Annotated in this window: 6 protein-coding genes; all 6 read left to right on the top strand. The window is 33.4% G+C overall.

Annotated elements, in window-relative coordinates; translation table 11 throughout:
* The coding region (locus ACIQ66_RS11245; RefSeq protein ID WP_396212890.1) for an ATP-dependent RecD-like DNA helicase at positions 1–1,118 on the top strand (1,118 nt) is incomplete at its 5' end.
* Between the two features lie 37 nt (positions 1,119–1,155).
* Positions 1,156–1,815: an HAD family hydrolase gene (locus ACIQ66_RS11240; RefSeq protein WP_396212889.1), complete on the top strand. Its 660-nt coding sequence runs from the start codon at positions 1,156–1,158 to the stop codon at positions 1,813–1,815.
* Between the two features lie 87 nt (positions 1,816–1,902).
* Positions 1,903–2,829: a geranylgeranylglycerol-phosphate geranylgeranyltransferase gene (locus tag ACIQ66_RS11235; RefSeq protein ID WP_396212888.1), complete on the top strand. Its 927-nt coding sequence runs from the start codon at positions 1,903–1,905 to the stop codon at positions 2,827–2,829.
* Positions 2,822–3,418 carry a Maf-like protein gene (locus ACIQ66_RS11230; protein ID WP_396212887.1) on the top strand — a complete coding sequence of 199 codons (597 nt, stop codon included), beginning with the start codon at positions 2,822–2,824 and terminating at the stop codon, positions 3,416–3,418. The genes ACIQ66_RS11235 and ACIQ66_RS11230 overlap by 8 nt, the downstream gene beginning before the upstream one ends.
* 40 nt (positions 3,419–3,458) lie before the next feature.
* Positions 3,459–3,704 carry a hypothetical protein gene (locus ACIQ66_RS11225; protein ID WP_396212886.1) on the top strand — a complete coding sequence of 82 codons (246 nt, stop codon included), beginning with the start codon at positions 3,459–3,461 and terminating at the stop codon, positions 3,702–3,704.
* A gap of 85 nt (positions 3,705–3,789) precedes the next feature.
* Positions 3,790–4,803 (top strand): PIG-L family deacetylase (locus tag ACIQ66_RS11220; RefSeq protein ID WP_396212885.1); only part of this gene is annotated, 1,014 nt, incomplete at its 3' end.

The raw sequence follows: 4,803 nt of genomic DNA, 5'->3' as shown, positions 1-4,803 counted from the left end.
AGAAGTCGAGTGGTGGTGGCGTTTCGTTTACCATGCAACAAAACAAACACAAAAACACCATTTTTATAGTCGATGAAGCTTCGATGATTTCTGATACAAGTTCGGATTCTAAACTTTATGAAAACGGTAGCTTGCTCGACGATTTGATTTCATATATCTATTCGGGAACCAATTGCAAAATGATTCTTTTGGGCGATACAGCGCAGTTGCCACCTGTAAATTTAGATGTAAGTCCAGCATTAGAAACCGAAACGCTTGCCATGCATTATGACAAAACCGTTCACAGTATCGAACTTGATGAAGTAATGCGTCAGGAAGAAAACTCCGGAATTTTGTACAACGCAACCGATTTGCGAGAACTACTCAAAAGCCATTTTATTGACGATTTTCAATTTCAATTAAAAGGTTTCAAAGATATTGTTCGGCTTACGGATGGTTATGATATTCAAGATGCCATCAACCAAGCTTATAGCAATTATAGCATTGAAGATACGGCATTTATTGTGCGTTCCAACAAAAGAGCCAATCAATATAACCAACAAATTCGTTCCAAAATTTTGGATAAAGAAAGCGAACTTTCTACGGGCGATTATTTGATGGTAGTTAAGAATAATTATTTTTGGTTAAAAGAAAAAGACGAAGCCGGATTTATTGCCAATGGCGACATAATTGAAGTTTTAGAGATTTTCTCTATCAAAGAATTGTACACTTTTAAGTTTGCTAATGTCAAAATAAGAATGGTCGATTATCCCAACCAAAAACCATTTGAAACCGTGCTATTGCTTGATACAATTACTAGCGAATCACCTTCGTTAACATACGATGAATCCAACCGATTGTACCAAGAAGTGATGAAAGATTATGAAGGCGAAACTAAGTATAAAATGTTTCAAAAAGTGAAAGAAAACGAATATTTCAATGCATTGCAAGTCAAGTTTTCGTATGCCATAACGTGTCATAAATCGCAAGGTGGCCAATGGAATACCGTTTTTGTAGAACAACCATATCTGCCAGATGGCATCGATAGAGATTATATTCGCTGGCTTTATACAGCCATTACACGTGCCAAAGACAAGTTGTATTTGATAGGTTTTAAGGATGAGAATTTTGGTGGATAGAAGTAAATAATGACACTATCAAAATAAAATAAACAAAATGATACAAACCGTAATATTCGATATGGACGGCGTAATTGTTGACACTGAGCCTGTTCATCATTATGCTTTCAGACAACATTTTGAACAACTTTCTATTTTCGTTTCTCCCGAAATGTATGCTTCTTTTACAGGAAATTCGACTCGAAATGTTTTTCAAAAATTGAAACACCATTTTCAATTATCTCAAGATGTTGAGGTATTGATAGATACCAAACGACAACTTTTCAATGAAGCTTTTGACCAAAAAGAAGATTTACATTTGCTTGATGGTGTTGAAGATTTAATAAAAGGATTACACCAAAACGGAATGCAATTAATCCTTGCTTCTTCATCGGCAAAGGTTACGATTAATCGAATTTTCAATCGTTTTAATTTGCATCAATATTTTACGCATATAATTTCGGGTGAAGATTTTGAAAACTCCAAACCTGATCCAGCCATTTTTAATCACGCTGTTCTTTTATCTAATTGTCCAAAAGAAAATTGCATCGTAATAGAAGACAGCACCAACGGAATAAAAGCTGCAAAAGCTGCTGGAATTTATTGCATAGGTTACGATAGTCCCAACTCCAAATTACAAGATTATTCTTTAGCTAATTGGGTGATTTCTGATTTTTCTGAATTGAATTTTGAAAAAATTAGCGCTATTGAAGTTTAAAATTTATTAAAATTTCAACAAAATTATTCAAGAATTTGCATTTGAATTTCTTTAAAAAACTATTTTTGCCCAAATGAATTCCAAAACATGAAATACCTAAAATTAATACGTTTCCAGAATTTACTTTTGCTTGCTTTTATGCAGCTGATTTTTAGATACGGTTTTTTAAAATTGCAAAATGTTGAAACCGCTTTAACACACTGGCAATATGCTTTGTTGGTTTTTTCAACTGTTTTGATTGCAGCTGGTGGTTACGTTATCAACGATATTTTTGACCAAGATACTGATGAAGAAAACAAACCCAAAAAGGTAATTGTTGGTAAATCGGTTTCCGAAACAACAGCTTATTATATCTACGCTGGTGTGACTTTGGTTGGTGTTTCTATTGGATTTTATTTATCAAATTTAATCATGCGACCAGGTTTTGCATCTATTTTTATCCTGATTTCGGCTTTGCTTTATTTTTATGCAACCAACCTCAAACAAATGCTTTTAATTGGGAACTTAGCCGTTGCTTTTTTACTGAGTATTAGCGTTTTGATTGTGGGTGTTTTCGATATTTTTCCTGCAACAGCCGATGATAATCGTCAATCCATGACGTTGATGTTTTCTATTCTGAAAGATTATGCCATTTTTGCTTTTGTAATCAATTTTATTCGTGAAATTGTAAAAGATATGCAAGATATTCAAGGCGATACAAGCCAAGGAATGAGCACGCTTCCTATTACTATTGGTATAAAATGGACGACCAAAATCGTGGCTGTTTTACTAGCAATTTCAACGGTTGTATTGCTCATTTATGTCAATGAACATTTGATGGTAAATGAGTTGTATTATGCCACAGTTTACACTTTGGTTTTAGTGGTAGCACCATTGCTTTTTTGCTTGGTAAAAGTTTGGAATGCTACTTCAAAAGCTGATTTTTCGCAATTAAGCAAAATTTTAAAATGGATTATTTTCTTCGGAATAGTATCGGTTTTTATTGTAACTCTTAACATTAACTACAATGCTTAAAGAACTTTTAAAAGAGTACAAAATCATCCTAGCTTCTGGATCGCCAAGACGCCAGCAATTTTTCAAAGATTTAGATTTAGATTTTGAAATTCGGATGAAAGATATTGAAGAAATTTATCCACCAACTTTAAAAGCAGCAGAAATTACCAACTTTTTAGCCGAATTAAAAGCCAATGCTTTCAGTAATGAGTTGTCACAAAATGAAATTTTAATTACAAGCGATACAATAGTTTGGCAAAACGAGAAAGCTTTAGGGAAACCAAAAAATTATGACGATGCTTTTCAAATTTTAAAATCTTTATCCAACGCTACACATGAAGTGATTACTTCGGTTTGTTTCAAAACGATGCATTCTTCTGAAACCATTCACGAAATTACACGTGTAACTTTTTCAGAATTATCTGATAACGCAATTCATTATTATCTTAAAAATTATGAACCATTTGACAAAGCTGGTGCCTACGGAATTCAAGAGTGGATTGGTTTAATCGGTATAGCTAAAATAGAAGGTTCGTACTCAAATGTTGTTGGTTTACCTACGGAACGCGTATATAATTATTTAACAGATAAATTCATTTTTAATACGTAATTTTACCATTCTAAAAAATCATACTTAAATTTTGAATGCAATGGAAACCGAAGAAGAAATTAATGCAAAGATTATGAAATTGACCATGGTAATTCAAGAAAATTTTCCTGAACTATCCAAGTATTTAAAGGAAATGCCTATAACAATCCCAATTGATAGTCGCCCAGCGGTGAATGTTCAAAACCTTCAAAAATATTATGAATCATTGCTTACTTTGTTTAGAAATTATGTTGCCGAACATCAACTAAATTATGTAAGTCAGAAAACAAAAACAGGAAATTTGTAGTTTTCATTTGTTAAAGAAATTCAAAAAATACATTTCAACTCATAATAATCTTTATATTTGAAGCTATTGCCAAAACCAAACGCAAATGCATCGAATAATTACTTCATTTCTACTTTTATTTATTGGTTTATACGCCTTTTCGCAGCGACCAGCCAAACCCAATTCAGTTGAGATTTACAATCAAATTCAAAAATTGAACTTTTTAGGTTCGGTTTTATATATTGCTGCGCATCCTGATGATGAAAATACGCGATTAATTTCTTATTTATCCAACGAAAAAAAGGCGAGAACAGTTTATTTATCTCTAACTCGCGGCGATGGCGGACAAAATCTTATCGGACCAGAATTGAGAGAATTATTAGGCGTTATTCGAACACAAGAACTCATCGAAGCCCGTAAAATAGATGGTGGTGAGCAACTTTTTTCGAGAGCAAACGATTTTGGATTTTCAAAAAATCCTGACGAAACACTTCAAATTTGGGATAAAGATCAAGTAATGAGCGATGTAATTTGGGCAATTCGTAAGTTTCAACCCGATGTTATTATCAATCGTTTTGATCACCGTTCGCCAGGAACTACTCACGGACATCATACTGCTTCGGCTATGTTGAGTTTTGATGCTTTTGATATGGCAAATGACAAAACTGTTTTTCCAAATCAGTTGAGCTTGGTTACTACTTGGCAACCTAAGCGTTTGTTTTTCAATACTTCTTGGTGGTTTTACGGAAGCAAAGAAAAGTTTGAAAAAGCCGATAAATCCAATTTGAGCAAATTGCAAACAGGCGTTTATTATCAATCGGTTGGAAAATCTAATCAAGAAATTGCTGCACTAAGTCGCAGTTGTCATCAGTCGCAAGGTTTTGGAAATACTGGTACTCGTGGAGAAGAAGACGAATATTTAGAGCTTTTAAAAGGCGAAAATATAACAGACAAAACCAATCTTTTTGAAGGAATTGACACATCATGGAACCGTGTAAATGGCGGAAATGCAATTGGTGAAATCTTAAATGCAGTGGAGAAAAATTTTGATTTTAAAAATCCATCAGCGAGTATTCAAGAGTTAGTAAAAGCGTATAATTTGATTCAAAAATTAGACAAT

Origin of the sequence: Flavobacterium sp. (assembly GCF_044377315.1) — a bacterium.
Classification (GTDB): Bacteria; Bacteroidota; Bacteroidia; order Flavobacteriales; family Flavobacteriaceae; genus Flavobacterium.
The sequence above is the reverse complement of the archived record's forward strand: the minus strand, read 5'-3'. Positions and strand labels throughout refer to the sequence as shown.

What these genes read in the sequence shown, in the direction of transcription:
- ACIQ66_RS11235 (WP_396212888.1), top strand. Translation starts at nt 1,903, where the DNA reads ATGAAATACCTAAAATTAATACGTTTCCAGAATTTACTTTTGCTTGCT.
- ACIQ66_RS11240 (WP_396212889.1), top strand. Translation starts at nt 1,156, where the DNA reads ATGATACAAACCGTAATATTCGATATGGACGGCGTAATTGTTGACACT.
- ACIQ66_RS11230 (WP_396212887.1), top strand. Translation starts at nt 2,822, where the DNA reads ATGCTTAAAGAACTTTTAAAAGAGTACAAAATCATCCTAGCTTCTGGA.
- ACIQ66_RS11225 (WP_396212886.1), top strand. Translation starts at nt 3,459, where the DNA reads ATGGAAACCGAAGAAGAAATTAATGCAAAGATTATGAAATTGACCATG.